At 56.9% G+C, this 22545-nt stretch carries 24 protein-coding genes; all 24 read left to right on the top strand.

Annotation, left to right across the window (positions count from 1 at the left end):
* Window positions 1-195 precede the first annotated feature (195 nt).
* Entirely contained in the window at window positions 196-702 is a 507-nt protein-coding gene (locus tag EXR70_10505) for an Rrf2 family transcriptional regulator (protein MSP38910.1), read from the top strand.
* 17 nt (window positions 703-719) lie between these two features.
* Entirely contained in the window at window positions 720-1478 is a 759-nt protein-coding gene (gene sufC / locus EXR70_10500) for a Fe-S cluster assembly ATPase SufC (GenBank protein ID MSP38909.1), read from the top strand.
* Between the two features lie 24 nt (window positions 1479-1502).
* Window positions 1503-2816, top strand: coding sequence for a Fe-S cluster assembly protein SufD (gene sufD / locus EXR70_10495; GenBank protein ID MSP38908.1), 1314 nt, complete (start codon window positions 1503-1505; stop codon window positions 2814-2816).
* Window positions 2810-4087 (top strand): cysteine desulfurase, encoded by a 1278-nt coding sequence (locus EXR70_10490; protein MSP38907.1) that lies wholly within the window; start codon window positions 2810-2812, stop codon window positions 4085-4087. Before sufD ends, EXR70_10490 begins: the two co-directional genes overlap by 7 nt.
* The gene (locus EXR70_10485) at window positions 4087-4539 is read left to right on the top strand and encodes an SUF system NifU family Fe-S cluster assembly protein (protein ID MSP38906.1); all 453 of its coding nucleotides are present in this window, start codon (window positions 4087-4089) and stop codon (window positions 4537-4539) included. Before EXR70_10490 ends, EXR70_10485 begins: the two co-directional genes overlap by 1 nt.
* Before the next feature lie 33 nt (window positions 4540-4572).
* Window positions 4573-5124 (top strand): DUF59 domain-containing protein, encoded by a 552-nt coding sequence (locus tag EXR70_10480; protein ID MSP38905.1) that lies wholly within the window; start codon window positions 4573-4575, stop codon window positions 5122-5124.
* 4 nt (window positions 5125-5128) lie between these two features.
* A complete protein-coding gene (locus tag EXR70_10475; GenBank protein MSP38904.1) occupies window positions 5129-5449 on the top strand; it encodes an SUF system Fe-S cluster assembly protein in 321 nt (106 codons plus the stop codon).
* 8 nt (window positions 5450-5457) lie between these two features.
* Window positions 5458-5898 carry a group 1 truncated hemoglobin gene (locus EXR70_10470; GenBank protein ID MSP38903.1) on the top strand — a complete coding sequence of 147 codons (441 nt, stop codon included), beginning with the start codon at window positions 5458-5460 and terminating at the stop codon, window positions 5896-5898.
* A 90-nt stretch (window positions 5899-5988) separates the two neighbouring features.
* Entirely contained in the window at window positions 5989-6852 is an 864-nt protein-coding gene (gene metF, locus EXR70_10465) for a methylenetetrahydrofolate reductase [NAD(P)H] (protein ID MSP38902.1), read from the top strand.
* A gap of 67 nt (window positions 6853-6919) precedes the next feature.
* Window positions 6920-8425 (top strand): lysine--tRNA ligase, encoded by a 1506-nt coding sequence (gene lysS, locus EXR70_10460; protein MSP38901.1) that lies wholly within the window; start codon window positions 6920-6922, stop codon window positions 8423-8425.
* Window positions 8426-8441: 16 nt separating this feature from the next.
* On the top strand, window positions 8442-9689 hold the full coding sequence (locus tag EXR70_10455) for a lipoprotein-releasing ABC transporter permease subunit (GenBank protein ID MSP38900.1): 1248 nt from the start codon (window positions 8442-8444) through the stop codon (window positions 9687-9689).
* Window positions 9682-10359 carry an ABC transporter ATP-binding protein gene (locus tag EXR70_10450; GenBank protein MSP38899.1) on the top strand — a complete coding sequence of 226 codons (678 nt, stop codon included), beginning with the start codon at window positions 9682-9684 and terminating at the stop codon, window positions 10357-10359. Before EXR70_10455 ends, EXR70_10450 begins: the two co-directional genes overlap by 8 nt.
* Before the next feature lie 81 nt (window positions 10360-10440).
* Complete coding sequence (bamA, locus tag EXR70_10445) at window positions 10441-12846, top strand: outer membrane protein assembly factor BamA (protein MSP38898.1); 2406 nt, start codon at window positions 10441-10443, stop codon at window positions 12844-12846.
* Between the two features lie 50 nt (window positions 12847-12896).
* On the top strand, window positions 12897-13400 hold the full coding sequence (locus EXR70_10440; GenBank protein MSP38897.1) for an OmpH family outer membrane protein: 504 nt from the start codon (window positions 12897-12899) through the stop codon (window positions 13398-13400).
* Window positions 13401-14450 carry a UDP-3-O-(3-hydroxymyristoyl)glucosamine N-acyltransferase gene (gene lpxD, locus EXR70_10435; GenBank protein MSP38896.1) on the top strand — a complete coding sequence of 350 codons (1050 nt, stop codon included), beginning with the start codon at window positions 13401-13403 and terminating at the stop codon, window positions 14448-14450.
* 28 nt (window positions 14451-14478) lie between these two features.
* The gene (gene fabZ / locus EXR70_10430) at window positions 14479-14916 is read left to right on the top strand and encodes a 3-hydroxyacyl-ACP dehydratase FabZ (GenBank protein ID MSP38895.1); all 438 of its coding nucleotides are present in this window, start codon (window positions 14479-14481) and stop codon (window positions 14914-14916) included.
* A gap of 12 nt (window positions 14917-14928) precedes the next feature.
* Complete coding sequence (locus tag EXR70_10425) at window positions 14929-15705, top strand: acyl-ACP--UDP-N-acetylglucosamine O-acyltransferase (GenBank protein ID MSP38894.1); 777 nt, start codon at window positions 14929-14931, stop codon at window positions 15703-15705.
* Between the two features lie 42 nt (window positions 15706-15747).
* Entirely contained in the window at window positions 15748-16554 is an 807-nt protein-coding gene (locus tag EXR70_10420) for an LpxI family protein (protein MSP38893.1), read from the top strand.
* Between the two features lie 12 nt (window positions 16555-16566).
* Window positions 16567-17493 carry a Gfo/Idh/MocA family oxidoreductase gene (locus EXR70_10415; protein ID MSP38892.1) on the top strand — a complete coding sequence of 309 codons (927 nt, stop codon included), beginning with the start codon at window positions 16567-16569 and terminating at the stop codon, window positions 17491-17493.
* A gap of 27 nt (window positions 17494-17520) precedes the next feature.
* A complete protein-coding gene (locus tag EXR70_10410) occupies window positions 17521-18654 on the top strand; it encodes a lipid-A-disaccharide synthase (protein ID MSP38891.1) in 1134 nt (377 codons plus the stop codon).
* 11 nt (window positions 18655-18665) lie between these two features.
* Complete coding sequence (locus EXR70_10405; protein ID MSP38890.1) at window positions 18666-19931, top strand: 3-deoxy-D-manno-octulosonic acid transferase; 1266 nt, start codon at window positions 18666-18668, stop codon at window positions 19929-19931.
* A complete protein-coding gene (gene lpxK, locus EXR70_10400; GenBank protein MSP38889.1) occupies window positions 19928-21004 on the top strand; it encodes a tetraacyldisaccharide 4'-kinase in 1077 nt (358 codons plus the stop codon). Before EXR70_10405 ends, lpxK begins: the two co-directional genes overlap by 4 nt.
* The gene (locus EXR70_10395; protein MSP38888.1) at window positions 21001-21582 is read left to right on the top strand and encodes an HAD family hydrolase; all 582 of its coding nucleotides are present in this window, start codon (window positions 21001-21003) and stop codon (window positions 21580-21582) included. Before lpxK ends, EXR70_10395 begins: the two co-directional genes overlap by 4 nt.
* The gene (locus EXR70_10390) at window positions 21576-22520 is read left to right on the top strand and encodes an NAD-dependent epimerase/dehydratase family protein (protein ID MSP38887.1); all 945 of its coding nucleotides are present in this window, start codon (window positions 21576-21578) and stop codon (window positions 22518-22520) included. Before EXR70_10395 ends, EXR70_10390 begins: the two co-directional genes overlap by 7 nt.
* Window positions 22521-22545: the final 25 nt, after the last annotated feature.

Below are 22545 nucleotides of genomic sequence, written 5' to 3'. Positions count from 1 at the left end.
CGGCCTCAACCACGGTGATCTCGCTGCGATATACTCGTTGAATTACGTCTAGTCGTTTCTCGTCTTTCATTGTCAGGGTTGTCATCCTTCCACCCTGACATAATTACGTTGCCGTTAACCCCTGACATAATCACTTTGCTACAACATGACAGCGTCAGTTTGTTGACATTATAGACCTAACGAGTCTATATTTCTTTGGCTATGGCGAATATCAAACGGGGAAAGGCAAAAAGCGAGCGCAGCTCGTTGATGAATGTCGGCCGGCGCGTCGATTACGCGGTGCGGGCCTTGTCTTATCTTGCCGGCCAGGCGCCCGGGCGGGTGGTCAGCCGAACCGATATCGAGTGGAGCCAAGACATTCCTTCATTTTATCTCTCCAAGATCATGAAAGATCTGGTCGGCGGCGGCTTGGTGCAATCGCACATCGGTTCCAAGGGCGGATTTACCTTGGCCAAGCCGGCAAGCGCAATCTCGATCAAAGATGTTTACGAAACCGTCGAGCGGCCTTTGGTCTTGATGGAGTGTTTGGATACCGGCGCGGATTACTGTTCTTTCTGTGCGGTTTGTTCGCAGAAGTCGATTTGGGAAGAGGCGCAAGTCGTGCTGGGAAATTTTCTCGCCGGCGTGACCATCGCCAACATCGCCGATCGCCAGGGACTCAAGGAACGTTTAGTAAAGCTGCCGATGCAGCGTGTGGGATAGTTTGAAAGGATTTGTCGATGTTGGAAATTAGCGGCCTGCGCGCGAAAGTTGGCACTAAAGAAATTCTTCGCGGCATCGATCTCAAGATCGGCGCCGGCGAGGTGCACGCGATCATGGGTCCCAACGGTTCGGGTAAGAGCACGCTGGCGCATGTGCTGTCGGGCCGCGAGAACTATGAAGTCACCGGCGGTTCGGTAACCTATTTGGGTAAAGATCTACTCGCTATGGCGCCGGAAGTGCGCGCCCGCGAGGGCGTGTTTTTGGCGTTTCAATATCCGGTGGAAATTCCCGGCGTCAGCACGACCTATTTTCTCAAAGCGGCGCTCAACGCCGTGCGCAAACATCGCGGTCTGGAAGAACTCGACGCCATGGAGTTTCTTGTGCTGATTAAAGACAAAATGAAACTAGTAGAAATGGATCAGACGCTAACCAACCGGCCGCTCAATGAGGGCTTTTCCGGCGGCGAGAAGAAGCGTAACGAAATTTTGCAGATGGCGGTGCTCGATCCAATCTTGGCAGTGTTAGACGAGACCGATTCGGGACTGGACATCGACGCATTGCGCGTGGTTGCCAACGGCGTCAATGCGCTGCGCGGTAAGGACCGCGCCATGATCGTCATCACCCACTATCAGCGCTTGTTGGACTATATTGTGCCAGACTTCGTCCACGTGCTTTCCGATGGGCGCATCGTCAAATCGGGAACCAAAGAGCTGGCCCTCGAGCTTGAGAGCAGGGGCTACGATTGGCTCAAAGGCGACGGCGTCGCCGCTCATTAACGATTTCTCAAAAACTCACGGATCATGTTAGCGACCGACAACAAAGAGCGTTATCTCGCTGCCTTCAAGCAGTGGCCGGGGCAAACTGCGGCGCCGGCGTGGCTGCGCCAACTGCGTGAAGCCGGCATCGCTAGCTTCGACGCCTTGGGTTTTCCGACGACACGCCACGAAGATTGGAAATACACCAACGTCGATCCCATCGCGTCGCAAACATTCGTGCGCGCCAACGGCGAAGCGACGAGCTTGAGTGGCGTTGAGATCGTCACGCGCTCCATGGCCGAGGCGCAGGCTTCGCGCTTAGTTTTCGTCAATGGAATTTTCTCTCCCGAGTTTTCTCAAACGTCGGAATTGCCGCACGGGCTCACGATCAAAAGGCTTAGCGAAGTTATCGGACAGAATGAGCCAACAATACTATCGCAGCTCGGCCGCAATACCGATGCCCAGCGCCAGGCTTTTGTCGCTTTGAATACGGCTTTTTTCACAGATGGTGCGGTGATTTCTGTGGAGCCCGGTTGCCGCATCGAGCAGCCGATCTATCTCGTGTTCGTATCGACGGCGAAAAGCACGCCGGTGGTGTCCCACCCTCGCGCACTGATTATGATTGGCGCCGGTAGCGAAGCGCGGATTGTCGAGAGCTATGTCGGATTGGGTAGTGGCAATTATTTTTGTAACGCGGTGAGCGAATTGGTCGGTGATGCCGACGCGGTGATTGAGCATTATCGAATTCAGCAAGAGACCGATACTGGCTTTCACGTCGGTTCATTGGAAGCAAATTTAGCGCGCGGCTGCCAGCTCACGGCTCATGCTGTGAGTTTGAGCGGGGCGCTGGTACGTAACCACGTTCACGTCGTGCTCAACGGCGAGGGCGCCGAGTGCGTGCTCAACGGTTTGTATCTAGCCGACGGCAAGCAACATATCGATAACTTTACCGAGATCGAGCACGTCGAGCCGCGGGCGCGGAGTCTGGAACTTTACAAAGGTATCCTCGGCGGCAGCGCCCACGGGGTTTTCAACGGCAAGATCATCGTTCACAAAGACGCGCAGAAGTCCGACGCGCGCCAGACCAATAAGAACTTGCTTCTATCGCCAGATGCGGTGGTCAACACCAAGCCGCAGTTGGAAATTTACGCCGACGATGTGAAATGCAGCCATGGCTCAACCATCGGCCAGCTCGACGGCGACGCGCTATTTTATCTGCGCGCCCGCGGTTTAGGCCTCGACGAGGCCAAGAGTTTGCTCAGTTTCGCCTTTGCCAGTGACTTGGTGGGACGGATAAAAATTCCCTCCTTGCGTAAGTCCTTGGACGAATATCTGGTGGGCCGATTCGGGAGATGGTAGAGCTGTCGATGAAAGCGGTTTCCCAGAAAAACGATTCAATCATGCCGGTCAACGACTTCGATGTCGCGCGCATTCGCGCCGACTTTCCAATTCTTAGCCAGAAGGTCCATGGCAAGCCGTTGGTCTATTTCGACAACGGCGCGACCAGCCAGAAGCCGCAAGCGGTGATCGATGCGCTGGCGCGTTACTACAGCGCGGAGAATTCCAACATCCATCGCGGCGTGCACTCTTTGAGCGAACAGGCGACCGCGGCCTATGAAGGGGCGCGTGGCAAGGTTCACAACTTTCTCAACGCCCGGACCGATAAAGAAATCATCTTTGTGCGCGGCACCACCGAAGCGATCAACTTAGTCGCCCAAAGTTACGGCCGCAGCTTCTTGAAAACCGGCGATGAAATCATCGTCTCGGCGATGGAGCATCATTCCAACATTGTGCCGTGGCAAATGCTCTGCGAGCAAGTCGGCGCCAAGCTGCGAGTGATTCCGATCAACCATGACGGTGAGATCGTTATGGACGAGTATCGCCGGCTGCTAAACGAAAAAACCAAATTCGTCTCGATCACCCATGTATCGAACGCGCTGGGCACGGTCGTGCCGGTCAAAGAGATGGTCGCACTAGCCCACGAGCGCGGCGTGCCGGTGCTGCTCGATGGAGCGCAGGCGGTGCCGCATTTGAAAGTCGACGTGCAGGAGCTTGACTGCGACTTCTACGCCTTCTCCGGCCACAAGATGTTCGGTCCCACCGGCGTCGGGGTTTTGTACGGGCGCGCCGAGCTGCTGGAAAAAATGCCGCCTTATCAGGGCGGCGGTGATATGATCAGTTTGGTGACCTTCGAAAAGACTCATTACAATGTTTTGCCCTATAAGTTCGAAGCCGGAACGCCGCATATCGCCGGCGGCATCGGCTTGGGCGCCGCCATCGATTATATGGCCGCACTCGATTGGGATGCGGTCGCCGCCCATGAGCAGCGCTTGCTGGCCTACGCCACCGAGGCGGTTTCAAATATCGAAAGTCTTAGAATAATCGGCACGGCGAAAGAAAAAGCCGGCGTGTTGTCGTTTGTCTTGGGTCACGTCCATGCCCACGATGTCGGAACGATTCTCGACCAAGAAGGCGTCGCGGTGCGCGCCGGTCATCACTGCGCCATGCCGGTGATGCAGCGCTTCGGCGTGCCGGCGACCACTCGTGCCTCCTTTGCATTTTACAATACGATGGAAGAAATCGACGTGATGGTGCGGGCGATTCATCGCGTCATGAAAGTGTTCGGCTAATGTCAGACCTAGACGATCTATATCAAGAGGTCATTCTCGACCACAACAAAAGCCCGCGCAACTTTCGTGATATGGCCAACGCCAATCATAAAGCCGAGGGCTACAATCCGCTGTGCGGCGATCATGTCACGGTGTTCGTGCGCTTGGAAAACGACGTAATTCAAGACATCAGCTTTCAGGGCTCGGGCTGCGCGATCTCCAAGGCGTCGGCGTCGATGATGACGGCGGAACTAAAGGGCAAGAACGAAGCAGCGGCGCAAGCTTTGTTCAACAACGTGCACAAGATGCTCACCGGCGACGAGAGCGAGGGCCACGCCGCCGACAAGGTCGGCAAGCTGCAAATTCTTTCCGGTGTCTGCAAATTCCCAGCTCGGGTAAAATGCGCTAGTCTGGCTTGGCATACGGTGATCGCCGCGCTTAAGGGAGAAGCGCAGCCGGCAAGCACTGAGTGATGGCATCGTTAGGCGTGAAAGGAGCAGGGTGTCATGACCACTGAAAAACCGATTACATTGCGGCGCGATTGTAGCGCGATCATGATTCCTAGCGGCGAAACCGTGTCGCTTTTGGCCGGAAGCTCGGTGTGGCTGACACAAACCGTCGGTAGCGGCTACACGGTCATGACCGATCACGGCTATAGTGTGCGCATTGATGGGCGCGACGGTGATGCTCTCGGGTTGGCCAACATTGAGGATGCCAAGCCTTCTAGTTCCCAAGGCGCGCAGGGCTCAATTGAGGATCAGGTTTGGCAGCAGCTGCGCTCGTGCTTCGATCCCGAGATTCCCGTCAATATCGTCGAGCTCGGTTTGGTTTACGATTGCCATGTCGAAGCGCTGCCAGGCGGCGGTCATAAAGCGCAGGTCCATTTCACTTTAACCGCTCAGGGCTGCGGCATGGGGCAGTTTATCAAAGCAGACATTCGCAAGAAATTACTCGCGCTGGCGGAGATTCGCGAGGCGGAAGTTGAATTGGTCTGGGAGCCGGCGTGGAATCAAAGCATGATCGCGTCGAGCGCCAAGCAGCAGTTGGGGATCGAGTAAAATTATGGACAGCATCAACCAAACGATCATCGAAGCCCAAGCGATCGAGGCGCTACGCACGGTGTTCGATCCGGAGATTCCGGTGAACATTTACGAGATGGGTTTGATCTATGAGGTCAAGGTCAACGAAGCGGGTGCGGTGACGATTCAGCTCACGCTGACTTCGCCGAGCTGTCCAGCGGCGCAGTCGATTCCGGCGGAAGTCGAACAAAAGATTCGCGCCGTTGACGGTGTCACCGATGTGCAAATCGACCTGGTCTGGGAACCGCCTTGGGATCAGACCAAGATGTCCGAAGCGGCGCGCTTGCAGTTGGGCATGCTCTAAATCGAGTGATGGTTATGTCGACGGTCGAGCCGACACTTTTCGCGCGCCTGGGCGGCGAAGCCAAGCTCAGGGAAATCATCGGCGCATTTATCGATCAGGTCTTCGCCGACCGCATGATCGGGTTCTTTTTTCGCCACGCCGATCCCGCCCGCATCAAAGAATTAGAATATCAGCTTGCGGCGGAATTTCTCGGCGCCGAGGTTAAATACACCGGCAGGCCGCTGGGCGAGGCCCATGCGAGCCATCCGATCATGGGCGGCCACTTCGCCCGGCGCAAACAAATTTTTAAAGAGACGTTGGAGCGCTTCGGTGTCGCCGACGAGATCAAGTCGGCGTTGCTCAATCACACCGACGTGCTTAGAAATCAAATCACCCCGGAAAGTGGTTCGGGCTGCGATCCGCTGGCCGCCCGCCAACGAGTCCTACGCGGGCAGGAAAAGTCTCAGTAAAACTGCGATTATTTAGCGGATACGAATTGTTCATGGCGAAACCATGTGCTACTAATAGTGCTACGCCGACGGTAGTCATCTAGGATTAGTGTGAAATTAGTCGACCTCTATGCCCGGCCAGAGTTGACTCTTTCGGTCGAGTTCTTTCCTCCAAAGACAGACAAAGGCGAGGAGAACCTCTTTAGCGAGATCGAAATTCTCAAGAGGCTCAATCCCGGTTTTTGTTCTGTTACGTACGGGGCGGGCGGAAGCACGCGCGACAAGACGCTCGACCTGGTCGACACGATCCATAATGGCGGCGGCCTTGAGGTCATGTGCCACTTGACCGTGATAGGTCAGTCCAAGGACGAAGCCCGCGGGGTTCTGAGAAATCTCAAAGCGAAGGGCATCGAAAATATTCTCGCTCTCGGCGGCGATCCGCCCGCGGGCGTGGCCGATTGGCGGCCCCATCCGAACGGATTTCACTACGCGATTGAATTAGTCCGGGAGGCGCTGGCGATGGGCGGTTTTTCGGTGGCGGTGGCCGGTTTTCCCGAGGTGCATCCTCGGGCAGTTAGCCGGGAAGCGGATTTGCGCTTTCTCAAAGAAAAAGTCGCTGCCGGCGCGGCGGCGATCATTACTCAACTATTTTTCGACAATGACGATTTTTTTCGCTTCGCTGACGACTTGCGTAAGCTCGGCGTCACCGTGCCGATCGTGCCGGGCATCTTGCCGATTCTTTCGGCGACGCAAGTGCGCCGTTTCACTTCGCTTTGCGGTTCGAAAATTCCTCCGGCGCTGGAACAGCGCTTGTCGACGGTGGAGGCTGACGATGACGCGGCCATCGAAGTGGGCATCGAGTATGCGGCCCGCCAGTGTGAGGCTTTGATCCGTTACGGCGTCCGCGGTTTGCATTTCTACTCTCTCAACAAAGCCTATTCGGTGCAGGCGATCTGTAAGAATCTCGGACTCTAATTCATTTCGTTTATTAATTTCGGCGCTAGATAGCGAGCGCGCCATCGGTGGCTCGGATACGGAAATCATGGCGGACAACGAGCAAAATTTACTCGACGACAGCAGCGAGCAGGTGGAAGTGCGGCGGGAAAAATTGGCCAAGCTGCGCGACGGCGGCGCCAAGGTTTATCCCAACGACTTCAAGCCCGATCGTTCGCTCACCGAGGCGATCGCCCTGGGCGCGGAGGTCAGCGACGAGGATCTTCACGCGACGCCGCGTAATGTCTTGGTCGCGGGACGGATCATGGCGCTCCGGCGCATGGGCAAAGCGGCGTTTTTTCAGCTCCAGGACCGCCGCGCGAAATTGCAAGTTTATGTCCGTAAAGACCGCTTGAGCGACGAAGCCTTCGCGCTGTTCCAGACCTTGGACCTGGGCGACATCGTCGGCGTCAACGGCCATTTATTTCGCACCAAGACCAAGGAATTGACCGTCGAAGCCAGCGAGCTGCGTTTGCTGACCAAGTGTCTGCGGCCGCTGCCGGAAAAATGGCATGGCCTCGCCGACGTCGAAGCGCGCTACCGCCAACGCTATGTCGACTTGATGGTCAATCCCGAAGTGCGCGAAGTCTTCGAAAAGCGTTCGCGCATCGTCAAACTGCTGCGGCGATTTTTCGAAGACCGCGATTTTCTCGAAGTCGAAACGCCGATGATGCAGCCGATTCCCGGCGGCGCCGCGGCCAAGCCCTTCGTCACGCATCACAATACTCTCGACATGGAACTGTATCTGCGCGTCGCGCCGGAACTGTTCCTCAAGCGTTTGCTGGTCGGCGGCTTCGAGCGAGTTTTCGAGCTCAACCGTAGCTTTCGTAACGAAGGCATCTCGGTGCGCCACAATCCGGAATTTACCATGGTCGAGTTCTACCAAGCCTATGCGACCTTCGAGGATTTAATTCACCTCACCGAAGAGCTGTTCGTGAGTTTGGCCAAGGAAGTTGCCGGCTCATTGCAATTGCCCTACGGCGACCATGTGATCGATCTCACGCCGCCCTGGCAGCGCTTGACCATCGGTGAAGCGATCGTGCGGCACGGCGGCGCGTCCCAAACGGATGTCGAAAGCATTGAGGGTTTGCAGGCATTCGCCAAAAACCATCATTTGAAAGTCGACCTGGACGCGCCCTATGGAAAATTGTTGGTGGAAGTTTTTGAAGAAACCGCCGAAGCGAAGCTGATTCAGCCGACCTTCATGACCGGTTATCCCATCGAAGTTTCACCTTTAGCGCGTAAGAACGACGAGAATCCGGCGTTGGTGGATCGCTTCGAACTATTTATCGGCGGCCGCGAGTTGGCCAACGCTTTTTCCGAGCTCAACGATCCCGCCGATCAGCGCCAACGTTTTCTCGAACAAATGGCCGCTCGCGCCGCCGGCGACGAAGAGGCCAATCCCATCGACGACGATTACGTGCGCGCCCTCGAGTACGGCATGCCGCCGGCCGCCGGCCAAGGCATCGGCATCGATCGACTGGTAATGTTTTTGACCAACTCGCCGTCGATTCGCGACGTGATTTTCTTTCCGCTGATGCGCCCCCAGCGTTAGTAGTTTCTCGCTCTCAATGAAATACGAACTGTTTATCGCGTTGCGCTATCTGCGGGCGCGCCGGCGCGAGACATTTATATCGTTGATCACCGTGATCTCAGTGCTCGGCGTCATGCTCGCGGTGATGACCTTGAATGTGGTCATGTCGGTGATGAGCGGTTTCGAAGAAACGTTGCGCGACCGCTTGCTCGGTATCAACGCCCATATCGCATTGGTGCGCTCCGGTGAACCGATGCGCGATCATGAACGGCTGCTCGCCGAACTGGTCAAGGAGCCGGGGGTGGTGGCGGCTTCGCCGACTATTTACGGCCAGGTGATGGTCACCTCCGGCTCGCGAGTGTCCGGCGTGGTGGTGCGCGGCGTCGATCCCGATCGGGTCAACGGCGTGGTCAACCTGCAAAGTTTTTTGAAAGAGGGGAGCCTGGCCGCGCTCAAAACTCCGCATGCTCTCCAGGTTGAAGATCGCCGGGTGACGCTGCCGGGAATTATCTTAGGCGAACGCTTGGCCAATCAGTTAGGCGCGTTTACCGGTTCGCCGATTCAAGTGGTGTCGCCCTTGGGCAGTCCCACCGCGATCGGTGTGATCCCCAAAGTGCGCCGTTTCATCGTCGTCGGCATACTTAAGAGCGGCATGAGCGAAATCGATTCGACGCTGGTGTTCATGGCGCTCAGCGACGCGCAAAGCTTTTTCGAAATGGCCGGCGCGGTAAGCAACATCGAAATGCGCGTCAACGACGTCGACCATTCGCGCGCCATCGCCGAGCGTATTCAGCGCCGTCTCGGCTTTCCCTATTTCGCCGAGGACTGGACCCGGCTCTGGCCCAATCTTTTCTCGGCGCTGCAACTGGAAAAGACGGTTTATTTCTTGGTCTTGCTGCTGATGGTTTTGATCGGCGCCTTCAATATCGTGTCGACGCTTGTCATGGTGGTCATGGAAAAGAAAAAAGACATCGCCATCCTGCGCTCCATGGGCGCGTCCCAGCAAAGCATTCACAAAATATTCTTGCTCATGGGCTGCATGATCGGCGTCGTCGGCACGGTATTCGGGGTCGTGCTCGGTTTGTTGGTGTGCGCTTTGATTTCCCAATACCAGTTCAAGCTTCCCGACGGCGTCTTTCTCATCTCCACGGTGCCGGTGCGTATTTATCTAAGCAATTTTGCTCTTGTGACCTCGGCGTCGTTTTTCGTCTGTTTGCTCGCCAGCATCTATCCGGCGCGCCAGGCGGCCAAGCTCGATCCGGTGGAAGTGTTGCGCTATGAGTAACAGCCTGCTGTCGGTGCGCGATCTGCGCAAATCGTTCCACGAGGGCGGCAGCGAGATTCACGTGCTGCGCGGCGTTAATTTAGAACTGGCCGAAGGCGAGCGCTTGGCCATCGTCGGCGCTTCCGGGGTCGGCAAAAGCACGCTGCTGCATATCCTCGGCACCCTCGACCGGCCGACCAGCGGAACGATTCTGTTTCAAGACCAAGAGCTGCCGATGGCTGACGAAGCCGCGCTTTGCCAGTTTCGCAATCGCCAGATCGGTTTCATCTTTCAGTTTCATTATCTCTTGCCGGATTTTACCGCCCTCGACAATGTCATGTTCCCAGCGCTGATTCAGGGCATGGGCGTGACCCAAGCCAAGGGCGAAGCGGAGCGCTTATTAGAATTGGTCGGACTCAAGGAGCGCATGAGTCATCGGCCCGGTAAACTTTCCGGTGGCGAGCAACAGCGCGTCGCGGTCGCCCGGGCGGTAATCTTGAAACCTAAAGTGGTGCTCGCCGACGAGCCCACCGGTTCCTTGGACATGCGCATCGGCCAGGAAGTGCAAGATTTACTTTTTCGTCTCAACGAAGAGCATAAAATCGCTTTGGTGGTGGCTACACACAACCGCGAGTTCGCCGATAAGATTGGCCGGCGCGCCGAGCTGCGCGCCGGTGAAATTTTTGGCTAGTTGTGATACCTTTACAAAAGTTTGCCATCTTGTTAGATTTTTACAAAGTTGAGCCACGTGACCGGTAAATTCCAAGCGCCGATGGCAATCATTTCAATTATTCGCTCGCTGCCCAAAACTATTAGCTTGATGCTAATTCTGACCCTGTGTATCGGTGCTCCGCGACCGCTCCAGAGCCAAGAAAAAGTTCGCCTCAAGGAAGTCAAAATCACCGGCAACCTTCGGGTCGAAGACGACGGCATTCGGCTGCATTTAAAAAGCCGGGCCGGCGAGAGTTTCGATCCGCTGATCGTCGAACAAGACGTCAAGGCGATTTTTCGCATGGGGTTTTTCGACGACGTCAACGCCGAGCTTTCGCCGGACGGGATACTCACCTACGCGATCAAAGAGAAACCCTACATTCGCGAGGTAAAAATCCAAGGCTCTGCGCAAGTTAGTAAAGACAAAATCGAAACCGCGCTGGGCGTCGGCGCGCGGACGATTTTAGACCGGACCAAAGTCGCCGAAGGCGTCGAGAAGGTTAGAAAACTCTACACCGAACAGGGCTACGTCAATGCCGCCATCGATCATTCGGTCGCCGTCGAATCGTCCAACCAGGCGGTGGTCACCTTCGATATCATCGAAGGCAATCGACTGTTGATCAAAAAAATCGCCTTCGAAGGCAACAAGGCTTTTGGCGATGGCGACTTGAAGGGGCTCTTGGCGACTAAGGAAGAATGGATTTTTTCTTTCATCACCAACCGCGGCGTGCTTGATCGCGACATGCTGACCAACGATGTGGCGATTCTTTCCAGTCATTACAACGACAACGGCTATGTCGAGCATAAAGTCGACGATCCCGTGATTGTGCGCGGCCGCGACGGTTTGGAAGTGATCTTTCGCATATTCGAAGGGCCGCAGTATCGGGTCGGCAAAGTCGAGATCGGCGGCGAGCTGATTCAAGACGACCAGCAGATGCTAAAATCGGTCAAGCTCACCACCGGACAAATCTTTCGCGGCAGCCGTTTGCGCGACGATATCACCACCTTGAGCGATATGTATTTAAATAAGGGCTTTGCCTTCGTCCAGGTGGATCCGGTGACGAAAATCGATCAAGTTAGCAAAAATGTTGATGTGGCCTTGGTTATCTCAAAGGGCCCCCCCGTTTATTTCAACCGCGTGCTGGTGACGGGAAATACTAAGACCCGCGACACGGTGGTGCGGCGCGAACTGCTGGCCAACGAGCAGGAACTGTATTCTGGCAACAAGGTTACCCAGAGCCGCAACGCTTTGCAGCGTACCGGCTATTTTGAAGACGCCCAGATCACCACCCAAAAAACCGATCAAGCCGATACGTTGGATTTATTGGTCGACGTCAAGGAAGGGCCCACCGGAACCTTTCAAATCGGCGGCGGTTACAGCAGCGGCGACGGATTCCTCGCCAAGGTCAACATCACCGAGAAAAACATCGCTGGCCGCGGCCAGGGAGTGAGCGGCAATTTTAGCATCGGTTCGCGTCGGCAGGATTTCATTTTGAGCGTCAACGACCCTTATTTTTTAGATAGCAAAAATGCCGTGAGTCTGGAGGCTTTCAACACCCGTCGCTCGTTCAACGATTTCAGCGAACGCAAGATCGGGTTTGGCGTAAATAATAGTTACCCGCTCAAGGAATTGGATCTGCCGTATTTCGGCCGGGTAAAAAAACAGTTGGGCTCGGATGAAGTCGATGACGGCACGCCGACGGCGTGGGATTTCATGCGCGGCGGCGTGGGCTACGATTTGACCCATGAAAATATCGGCGGCGTCAAAGAAACCGCGCCGGATTCGATCCGCGCGGAAAAGGGCAAGTCGCTGACCAGCAGCGTGACTCCTGGGCTTACCTATGACAGCCGGGATCATTTTTTTAGTCCCACGGAAGGTACCAAATCGGCGCTCTCAGTGAAGACCGCGGGCTTAGGCGGCGATGCGCGCTTCTTGAAAACCGACCTGAGTGGCCGTTGGCATTATCCCTTGCTCAAAGATCCCAATTGGGGCGGTAATTATGTCTTAGCACTGGGCGGCACCTTGGGCTATGGTATCGGTTTCGCGGAACGCCAAAATGGCAAGAAGGACTTGCCGCTGTTCGAACGTTACTTTCTCGGCGGCATCAATTCCGTGCGCGGATTTACCGAGCGCAGTTTGGGGCCGCGGGTACCATCCGGTTGCGACCCAACCACCGGCGCCTGTACCGGCACCAACGTCATCGGCGGCGATCGCGCCGCGGTGGCCAATGCCGAAGTGCTGTTTCCGATCATGGAGCAGTATGGCGTGCGCGGTCTGGCATTTTTCGACATGGGCAATGCCTTTGGCAGCGAGGGCATTAAGTTCGGCGATTTTCGCCGCTCGGTTGGCACAGGCGTGCGCTGGATGTCGCCGTTCGGTCCCTTGCGCGTAGAGCTTGGCTTCCCCTTGAACAAGCAGCATGGCGACGACACTTCGGTGCTCGGGTTTACCATCGGCGCGCAATAATTCGACCCACAGTCATTGCATTTCAATATATCCGATACCTGGAGGTTTACATGAAAGTTTGGCTCGTCATTATCATGCTGGCCCTGCCGCCTTCGTTTGGGCAGGCGCAAACGGTGAGAATCGGTTTCATCGATGTTCAGCGGGTGATCGCGGAGTCCAACGCCGGCAAGCGCGCTAAGGAACGTTTTCAAGTGCAGATCAAAAAAATTGAAGCCGACTTGCTCAAGGAACGGCAAGATCTCGAACGGCTCAAGGCCGATATCGAGAAGAAGGCCCCGCTGCTCAAGGAAGGAGAGCGGCGCAATCTTGAGGCCGATTTTCAAAAACGTTCGGTCAATTTGCAACGCTCCATGGGCGACTATCAGGAAGAGCTGCGCCAAAAAGAAGGCACCATGATGGCGGAGCTGATAAAGGAGTTGGAAGGCGTCGTGGCCGAATATGGCAAGTCGGAAAAATTTACCGTGATCTTGGAACGTTCGCAGATTCTCTACAGCGATCAGGGCACCGACGTTACCGCCAAAGTCATCGAAAGCTACAATCGGGTAAAAAAATAAGTGGCCTCTGATAAATCGTTGGCCGAGCTCGCCGCCCTTGTGGATGGCAAGGTCGTCGGCGACGGCTCTGTGCGGGTTCACAAGGTCGCCGCCTTGGATCAGGCTGGCCCCGGTGAAATCAGTTTTCTTACCAATCCGCGCTATCAAAAACATTTGTCCCAGTGCCGTGCCAGCGCAGTGATCGTCGGACTCGGCGTCGCTAGCGCCGGCGGTCAGGGCGCGAATAATTTCATCGAATGCCGCGATCCCTATGTCGGTTTCGCGAAAATTCTCCAGCTGCTGTCGCCGGCGCCGCAGTTCACCGCGGCGATCAGCAAGCAAGCCGCTATCGATCCATCCGCAGAGGTAGCGTCATCGGCGACGATTTTTGCCTTCGCGTTTGTCGGACCGAAGGCGCGCATCGGCGCGCGATCGGTGCTGATGCCGGGAGTTTTTGTCGGCGCCGAGGCGCAGATCGGCGCCGATTGTGTGCTTCAGCCAAATGTTGTCGTGCGGGAGCAGTGCCGTTTGGGCGATCGGGTTGTGTTGCACGCTGGAACCGTGATCGGCAGCGATGGATTCGGTTACGCCGGCAGCGGCGCGGCGCGAGTGAAGATTCCCCAAGTGGGCATCGTCGTGGTTGAAGACGATGTCGAGATTGGCGCCAACTCCACAGTGGACCGCGCGGTGCTCGGTCAGACCGTGATCGGCAAGGGCACCAAGATCGATAACCTGGTGCAGATCGCCCACAACGTCGTGATTGGCGAACACTCGGTGATCGCGGCGCAGGCCGGCATCTCCGGCAGCTCGCGGCTCGGCAAAAACGTCACGCTGGCGGGACAAGTCGGCGTCGTCAATCACATTCAGATCGGTGACGGCGCGACCATCGGCCCGCAGTCCGGCGTCGGTCAATCGGTAGCGCCCAATGTCGTGCTTTCCAGCGGCCTGAGCGCCGCGCCGCATCAAGTCTGGTTGAAAGTGATGGTTCTGCTGCCGCAGCTACCCAAACTGTGGAGCCAAGTGCGCGCCTTGGAAAAACAGGTGGCGCGCTTGGTCAATGGCACGAAATAAGGAGGCGCGTTAAGCCCGCGAGAAGCCCATGATGGACGCTAGAGAGATACTCAAGTTCTTACCGCACCGTTATCCGTTCCTGTTGGTCGACAGGATTATCGAGATCGAAGGCGACAACAAGATCGTCGGTATCAAAAACGTTTCTTTCAACGAGAATTTTTTCCAAGGCCACTTTCCCAACAAACCGGTGATGCCCGGTGTGCTGATTTGCGAAGCGATGGCCCAGGTCGGCGCGATCTTCGCGCATAACGCCCAGGGCGGCATGGCGGATAATAAAGTTTTCGTGCTCACGGGTCTCGACCGGGTGAAGTTCAAACGGCCCGTGGAGCCCGGCGATCAGCTGCGCATCGAGTTGACCTGCGTCAAACGGCGCGGGCCGTATTGGAAGATGGCTGGGGTCGCGTCGGTGGACGGCAAAGTAGCGGCCCAAGCGCAAATCTCCGCCATGGAAATCGAAATGTCTTGAGCGCTCGTATTCATGAATACCATTCATCACACTGCGATAATCGACGCGGCTGCTGAGTTAGCCGGCGGGGTCGAGGTCGGTCCCTATGCTGTGATCGGCGCCGGCGTGAAGATCGATAAGGGCTGTAAGATTCATGCGCATGCCGTGATCCAGGGACGGACGAGCTTAGGCGAAGGCACCGTCGTTTATCCTTTCGCCAGCGTCGGCTCGGCGCCGCAGGATTTGAAATTCAGAGGCGAACCGAGCGAATTGATCGTCGGTAAGCGCAACACCATTCGCGAGTATGTTTCGCTCAATCCCGGTACCACCGGCGGCGGTATGATCACCCGGGTCGGCGATCAAAATTTACTGATGATGCACTGCCACATTGCCCACGATTGCATCGTCGGCGATCGTAACGTGATCGCCAACGGCGCGACTCTCGGCGGCCATGTGGTGGTGGAGGACTTCGTAATCGTTGGGGGTCTGGTTGGCATTCATCAGTTCGTGCGCATTGGTAATAGCGCGATCTTGGGCGCTGGCTCCATGGTCTCCAAAGACGTGCCGCCCTATTGCAACGCCACCGGCGACCGCGCCCGACTCCATGGTCTCAACACCGAAGGGCTCAAGCGGCGCGGTTTCGATAAATCCATCATCGCGGCGATCCGTAAAGCCTATCGCATCGCCTTTCAATCCAAGCTCAAGACCGATGTAGCGTTGGCGCGGATTCGTCGGGAAGTTCCCAGCAGCGCCGAGATCGAAAAATTTATTTCATTCATTGCCAATTCCCAGCGCGGCATCTGCCGTTAATTTGTTTGCCGCATACCAGTCGATTTCTGAAATTCATCGCGTGTGAAAAAGCTCGGCCTCATCGCCGGTAACGGCAAGTTTCCGCTGCTCTTTGCCGCCGAAGCGAAGCGTGCCGGATATACCGTGATCGCCGCGGCCCATCGCGGCGAATGCGACGAGGCGATCGCTACGCTTGTCGATGAGATTACTTGGATCTATGTCGGCGAGTTGGGAAAAATCATCCGGGTATTTCAGCGCGCCGGGGTGACTCAAGCCGTAATGGCCGGCGGTATTCGCAAAGTTAAACTGCTTGGCAATTTTCGACCGGACCTGCGCGGTGCGCGCTTTCTCGCCAAGCTGCGCAGCCGGGACGACGATAAATTATTGCGCGGTATTGCCGACGAATTAGCGGCGGATGGCATTGAAATTCTTCCATCGACCCTTTGTTTGCCGGAAATTTTATGCGCTGCGGGCACGTTGACGCAACGCGAACCGAGCACCAAGGAATGGGACGATATTAAAATCGGCTTCAGCAGCGCCAAGGAGATCGGCAGGCTGGGCATCGGCCAGACGGTGGTGGTGAAGAACCGCGTGGTGGTGGCGGTTGAAGCGGTGGAAGGTACCGATGCTGCGATTGAGCGCGGCGGCGCTTTGGCAAAAAAAGGTTGCGTCGTGGTCAAGGTCAGTAAGCCGGGCCAGGATCTGCGCTTCGACGTGCCGGCGGTGGGTGTCGATACGGTGGCGCGCTTGCACGCCGCCGGCGCCACGGCGATGGCCCTGGAAGCCGGCAAAACTATTTTATTGGAAAAAGAAAGCCTGCTGCGCCAGGCGGATCAGTTAGGCATCGCCATCGTCGGCGTTAGCAGTTAAGCGATTTTACCTATGGCTGAAAAGATTCGCGTCGGCGTCATCGGCGTCGGTTACTTGGGCAAGTTCCACGCCGAAAAATACGCCGCATCGGCCAAAGCGCAGCTGGTCGCCGTGGTCGACAGCGACAAAGATCGAGCCCACGAGATCGGCGCCGCGGTGGGCGTCGAAGCTTTAAGCGATTATCGCGCGCTGTTCGGCCGCGTCCAATGCGTCAGCATCGCCGTGCCGACATGCTTTCATTATCAAGTGGCGCGCGATTGCATCGACGCCGGCATCGACTTACTGGTCGAGAAACCGTTGACCGCCGACATCGACGAGGCGCGCGAGTTGGTTGACGCGGCGCAGCGGAAAAACTTGATCCTGCAAGTCGGCCACCTCGAACGGTTCAATCCGGCGATTCGCCAGCTCGAAGGCGTGGTCAAAGATCCGAAGTTTGTCGAATGCCATCGCCTGGCGCCGTTCATCGAGCGCGGCACCGATGTCAACGTCGTTCTCGATTTAATGATCCACGACATCGATGTCATCGCCAGTTTGGTCCGTTCGCCGGTGGTGCGGGTGGAGGCGGTGGGCGTGCCGGTGCTCACCGACAAGCCCGACATCGCCAATGCGCGCATCAACTTCGCCAACGGCTGCATCGCCAACGTCACCGCCAGCCGAGTGTCGCTCAAGCGCGAACGCAAAGTGCGCTTCTTTCAGTCCGACGCCTACATCTCCATCGATTACGATCAACGCCGGGTGCAGATTTATCACAAGCCGCCGCCCGGCGCCGGTTGGCTCGATATTCGCGCCGAGAATATTGAAATCAAAGATGGCGACGCCTTGGCCGACGAGATCGATTCGTTTCTCGATTGCGTCGGCGCGCGCACAGTGCCTTTGGTTGGCGGCTTCGAAGCGCTCACCGCGCTCGAAATCGCTTCGATGATCAGCCGCCAACTGTAATGCTTTCGATCCCTACGAGTTGTAAATTTGGCCCGTGAAATCATGCTGGTGGTGGGCGAGGCTTCGGGCGACGCCCATGGCGCGCGCTTGGTCGAAGCGCTGCATCGCCGCGATGGCACGATCAAAGTGTTCGGCGTCGCCGGTGAGCAGCTGCAAGCCACTCGGTTCGAAGCGCTGTTCAGCGTCGCCCGGCTCACCGGCATGGGACTCGTCGAACTCGCCGGTAATCTTGGCAATATTTTGCGCGCCTATCGTTTGCTCAAGCAGGCGTTGAAAAAACGGCGGCCGAACTTATTAGTCTTGATCGACTTTCCCGAATTCAATCTCCGCCTAGCGCGCTTGGCAAAGTCGTTGCGCATTCCCGTGCTTTACTACATCAGTCCGCAAATCTGGGCCTGGCGCCAAGGTCGGGTCAAGCAGATCGCGAAATGGGTCGATCACATGGCCGTGGTGTTTCCCTTCGAGGTCGATTTTTACGCGCGCCATCAAGTTAAGGTGAGCTTCGTCGGCCATCCGTTGTTAGAAACTGTCCGAGCGCGCCAGGATCGCGGCACGGTTTTGCGCCGCCTCGGTTTAGATCCGGCCAAGCTAACGATCGGCCTGTTGCCCGGCAGCCGCCACGGCGAGGTGAGCAAGCATTTGTCGATCATGCGCGACGCCGCGCTGTTGTTACGCCAACAGCGCGGCGTGCAGTTTTTCTGCGTGCGGGCCAACACCATCGAGGCCTCAGCTATTGAAGCGCTGCTGCAAAACAGTACGCTAAAGATTCCCATCGTCGATCAAGAACGCTACGAAGCGATAAACGCCGCAGATTTGATTTGGACCGCGTCGGGCACGGCGACGCTGGAGGTCGCCCTGCTCGGTCGGCCGATGATTGTCGTCTATCGTATGTCGCCGTTGACCTACTGGCTCGGCCGGCGGCTCGTCCAGGTCGAACATGTGGCGATGGCGAACTTGTTGGCGGGCGAAAGATTGGTGCCCGAGCTGCTTCAGGATGAGGTCAATCCCGCGCGCCTCGTCAGCGAAACCATAAAGCTGCTCGACGATCACAAACTGCGGCTCGATATTAGCGAAAAGTTATCCAAGCTGCGCGAACGTTTGGGCACGCCCGGCGCGGCCGATCGCGTCGCCGATATCGCGCTCTCAATGATGACGGCCTAAGGGAACTACGGGTGTGGTATTTTATCTACAATGTTTTGTTCACCCTGGGCTTTATGCTCGCGTTGCCGGTTTTGCCAATTCTATTCTGCTGGGGACCGCGTTATCGCGACGGCTTGGGGCAGCGGCTGGGATTTTATCCAGAAAATGTTTTGTCTAGATTACACGGCCAGCGGCCAATCTGGATTCACGCCGCTTCGGTGGGCGAAGTACGCTCCGCCGAAGCGTTGATTGACGCGCTCAAGTCCAGCGCGGCGGCGCGGCCGGTTCTGGTTTCGACGTTTACCGCCACCGGCAATCGTTTGGCTCGGCAAATGGCTGGCGTGGACGCGGTGATATTTTTCCCCATCGATCTATTATGGCTGGCGCGTCGAGCGATCGCTAAATTCAACCCGTCACTGCTGCTGATCGTCGAAACTGAAATCTGGCCCAATTTTTTGCGCCAAACCTATCGGCGCGGTGTGCCGACGGTGTTGCTCAGCGGCCGCTTGTCAGTCAAGGCGGCATCCCGTTACCGGCTCTGCCCAAAGTTTTTTCACCGCGTGCTCGACTGCTTTAGCGCTTTCGGCATGCAGACCAGCGAAGATGGCGGGCGGATTATCGACCTCGGTGCGGCAAAAAATAAAGTTTCCGTGGTGGGCAGTTTGAAATACGGCGCGCCGCGACCTTCAGCTACGATGGAAAATCTCGCCGCCGCGCTCAACGGCAGACAGCTCTGGGTCGCCGGTAGCACCCATGCCGGCGAAGAGGAAATACTACTTGAAGCGCTACGGTTAATCCGCGCGAAGTTCCCGACCCTGTCGCTGGTGTTGGCGCCGCGCCACCCTGAGCGTTTTAACGAAGTCGAGAAGTTGCTCAAGAATAGTTCTGTCGATTTTCAGAGAAGGAGCCAAGTGCAAGCGCCGCACTGGTTCGCCAAAGATGTTCTGTTGCTCGATAGTGTCGGCGAATTGGTCGAATTCTTTGCCGCGGCGGATGTCGCTTTCGTCGGCGGCAGTTTGGTTGCGGCGGGCGGCCACAATATTTTGGAACCGGCGCGCTTTGGCAAACCGATCTTGTTCGGGCCGCATATGGAAAACTCACTCGGTCTGGCCCAAGAGATGATCCGTCAAGAGGCGGCGCTCGAAGTCCACGATGCTCAAGCGCTTGCCGTCGCGGTGAGCGATCTGCTGACCGATGCGCACAAGCGCCAAGCCATGGGCCGGCGCGCCGCGACCATCGCCGCGGCGGATAACCAGCCATTGGCCGCGAATCTGCGGTTGGCGCAAAGTTATCTATGAATGAGCTGACCATTCGCGCCGCCTGGGAGCGCAAAGGCGTCAAAGGTAAGTTGCTGTGGCTTTTGTTAGTTCCGGCGTCATTGCTCTACCGTGTCGGCGTTCAGTTACGTAATTTTTGTTTTGCCCATCGCTTGCTGGGTTCGGTGCGCTTACCGCGGCCGGTGGTTAGCGTCGGCAATCTTACGGTCGGTGGGACGGGAAAGACGCCGACCTGTTTATGGTTGTCCCATGAATTGAACCGGCGGGGATTGACGGTCGGCATTCTCAGCCGCGGTTATCGGCGCGGCGAGAAAAAGCCGCTGATTATGCGCGTCGACGACAACAATGTCGCCAGCTTGGAGCAAGCCGGCGACGAGCCGTTTATGATGGCGCGTATTTACGGGCAAACCGTGGGCGTCGGCGCGGATCGGATAGAAAGCGCCACGGAAATGCTGCGCGGCCATGACGACATTGACGTATTTGTTCTGGACGACGGCTTTCAACACCGCCGGGTGCGTCGGGATGTCGACTTGTTGCTGCTCGGACAAGACGCCAGCGGTTCGCTGTTGCCGGCGGGACCGTTTCGCGAGCCCAAGAGCAATTTGCGCCGTGCCGATTTTCTGCTCGCCACCGGCGGCAACGGCTCTTGGAATTCGGCAATTCCTAAAGAATTGGCTGGCGCCGCATTCAAGGCGTCGCTGCGCGGCGTGTCGTTGATCGGTTTTAGCCGCGAGGGTTCGCGGCAGTTTCCCTTGACGCTGCTCTATCGCAGTAAAATTCTCACGGTCACCGGCATTGCCGATCCGCGCGGCCTCTATAGCCAGATCCACGAATGGGAAGGGGAGATCGTCGAGACTTTGGAATTTCCCGATCATCATTCCTATACGGCGCGTGATTGGCAGCAGATCAGCCGCATGGGGCGCTTGGTCGATTTGATCATTACCACCGAGAAGGATATTCTTAAATTAACGCCGTTCCCGTTCGCGAGAGACAAATTGTTGGCGTTGCGGGTGGCGCTGGAAGTGGAAAACGGCGACGCTCTGGTCGACGGTATTGTCGAGAAAATAAATGCCGCGCGGGTGTCCGAGCGATGAACGCGGCGGTCTTTCTCGATCGCGACGGCACTCTGATCCGCGAGGTCAATTATTTATGTACCGTCGAGCAAATCGAAATTCTTCCCGGCGTCTGCCTCGGCCTCAGCCTTTTGCGCGAGGGTGGTTTTAAACGGGTCATGGTAACCAATCAATCGGTCATTGCCCGCGGCGGTTTGAGCGAAGCGGGTTTGCAGGAAATTCACGCCGTATTGACGGCGAAGCTGGGCGCCGAGGGCGCGACGTTGGATGGCATTTATTACTGTCCGCATCATCCAACCGAAGGCATCGGGGAATATCGGATCGCGTGCGACTGCCGCAAACCCAATCGTGGCCTGATCGAACGCGCCGCCAAGGATTTGCAACTCGATGTCGCACGCTCCTATGTCGTCGGCGATCAAATGACCGATGTGGAACTGGCGCAGCGGGTTGGCGCGGTGGCGATTTTGATCGGCCGCGACGATGATGCGGTGGCCACGGCACGAGCCTTAAACATTCCCGTCGTCGACGATTTGTTGCAAGCGGCGCACTGGATTATCGCCCACGCGGAAAATTCTCAATCAGGAGCGGGATTATCGTGAAAACCTTGGTCACCGGCGCCGCCGGATTTATCGCTTCCCATCTGGTGCAAAAACTGTTGGCCGGTGGGCATCAAGTGGTCGGTGTCGATAATTTTCTCGATAACTATCCGCGTCGGTTCAAGGACAGCAACTTGGCGTTATACGCCGGCGAGAAAAACTTTAGGTTTGTTTCAGGCGACTTGCTGCACTTGGATTTGAAAGCGCTTCTAGACGGTGTCGATCAGGTTTTTCACTTAGCCGGACAGCCCGGCGTGCGCTCGAGCTGGGGTAAAGAGTTCAACCGTTACACCGAGAACAACATCATGGCGACTCAGCTTTTGCTCGAAGCCGCCAAGGAGACTAAACCGCACAAGTTCGTCTACGCGTCGACGTCGTCGGTTTACGGCGACACCGATGACTTGCCCATGCGTGAAGACGGCGGTACCCGGCCGGTGTCGCCCTACGGCGCGACCAAGCTGGCCGCCGAACATCTTTGCCATCTCTATTGCATAGCCTTCGGCGTGCCGACGGTGGCGCTGCGCTTTTTTACCGTCTACGGGCCGCGCCAACGGCCGGACATGTTTTTTCACATCTTCATGCGCGCGCTTTTGCGCGATGAGGAAGTGCCGCTTTACGACGACGGCGAACAGACCCGCGATTTTACTTTTTGCACGGATATCGTCGACGGTTTGCTTGGCGCGGCGGCCTACGGTGGGCAGGGGGAAGTTTTCAATCTCGGTGGCGGCTCGCAAGTGTCGTTGCTCCACGCCATCGCTTTGGCCGAGAAAGTTTCCGGGCGCAAGGCCAAGCTCAAACGCTTCGACGGCCAAAAGGGCGACGTGCGCCACACCGCTGCGCGCCTCGATTTGGCGCGCAGCAAACTTGGCTACGCTCCCAAGATTGGACTTGAGGCGGGATTGGCCGCCGAATGGCAATGGATCTGTTCGCTCAAGGATTAATCGCGCATTTACAGACGAGGTGGAT

The organism is Deltaproteobacteria bacterium (genome assembly GCA_009692615.1).
Taxonomy (GTDB): domain Bacteria; phylum Desulfobacterota; class Binatia; order UBA9968; family UBA9968; genus DP-20.
The sequence above is the reverse complement of the archived record's forward strand: the minus strand, read 5'-3'. Positions and strand labels throughout refer to the sequence as shown.